We start from the raw sequence: 1273 nt of genomic DNA, 5'->3' as shown, positions 1-1273 counted from the left end.
ATCCAGACCTGGATGTTGTCATTCGAACCGTTGACTTATCTGTTACTGCAAATGTTTATGAATTCTATGAAAGTCTTCAGGTTTATCAAATCGACACCTGGATTAATAATGCTGGATTTGGAAACTTTGCTTCCATTGGGGAGCAAAAGTTAAATAAAATTGAGACGATGCTTCACTTGAATATTGAGGCTTTAACCGTTCTGTCCTCTCTTTATGTACGTGATTATGCAGATGTTGAAGGAACTCAAATTATCAATATATCTTCAGGAGGAGGATATAGGATTGTGGCCGATGCTGTGACTTACTGCGCGACAAAGTTCTATGTAAGTGCCTTTACAGAAGGTCTAGCACAAGAATTAAAAGAAAAAGGAGCGGCAATGCAAGCAAAAGTGTTGGCTCCTGCTGCTACAGAGACCGAATTTGCAAAACGGTCTTATGATGTTGATAATTTTGAATATGATAATGTTGTTCCTAAGTTCCATACAGCTGAACAAATGGCCGGTTTCTTACTCAATTTATATGATAGTGAGAAGGTGGTAGGAATTGTGAATGGAGAAACGTATGACTTTGAATTAAGAGATCCAATGTATCCATATGTGATGAGTATAAGAAACTAGTTTTGGAAAATCTGAACATAACAAAAAACTGATAGTTCCTTAAGGGACTATTTAAACAAAAATCACCGATTTCCTGTACGTAAAGAAGTTGGTGATTTTTTTGTCGTAATGGTCGTGAAATTGAACATACACACTGTTTACATATTACAGAGGTGGCTACTTATATAAAAATTAAATAACAGTAGTTGATATTCATCCATTAAATAAGACGATTATATGTACTGATGTTTTTCGTAATAAGAGAATGTTTAAGTTTGGTGATGTAATTGAAGTGAATTAGAGGGGGAATAAAAATAATTATCTCTTCCTAACTTAATTATATCATGTAAATCACGTTCAAAATAGACTGTTTATTCTCATTTACTACTGCTACAATCAATAGCACATGAACAGTAAGGAGAGATGTTAAATGAGTTCTTTCGTTCTCGATTTTCAGGAAATAGAAAAAACACAGCTTTCGCTCGTTGGCGGAAAAGGATTGAATTTAGGGGAATTATCAAATATTCAAGGGATACAAGTGCCAGAAGGGTTTTGTGTTACAACGATAGGGTATGAAAAAGCCATCGAACAAAATGAAGCGTTTCAAGCTTTGTTGAGTCAATTAGCAATGTTAAAAATTGAAGACCGGGCTCAAATTGCTGAAATCAGTAAGAAGA

2 protein-coding genes and 1 pseudogene are annotated in these 1273 nt (G+C 34.8%); all 3 read left to right on the top strand.

Annotated elements, in window-relative coordinates; translation table 11 throughout:
• On the top strand, positions 1-617 hold a 617-nt coding region (locus AC1DTM_RS27045; RefSeq protein ID WP_477001335.1), incomplete at its 5' end, for an SDR family NAD(P)-dependent oxidoreductase.
• A 133-nt stretch (positions 618-750) separates the two neighbouring features.
• Positions 751-897: pseudogene (locus AC1DTM_RS27040) on the top strand (YolD-like family protein); the annotation flags it as partial.
• A 129-nt stretch (positions 898-1026) separates the two neighbouring features.
• A partial coding sequence (locus tag AC1DTM_RS27035; protein WP_477001334.1) for a PEP/pyruvate-binding domain-containing protein occupies positions 1027-1273 on the top strand: 247 nt, incomplete at its 3' end.

The sequence above is a fragment of the Bacillus sp. P4_D3 genome, from assembly GCF_056401855.1.
The sequence above is the reverse complement of the archived record's forward strand: the minus strand, read 5'-3'. Positions and strand labels throughout refer to the sequence as shown.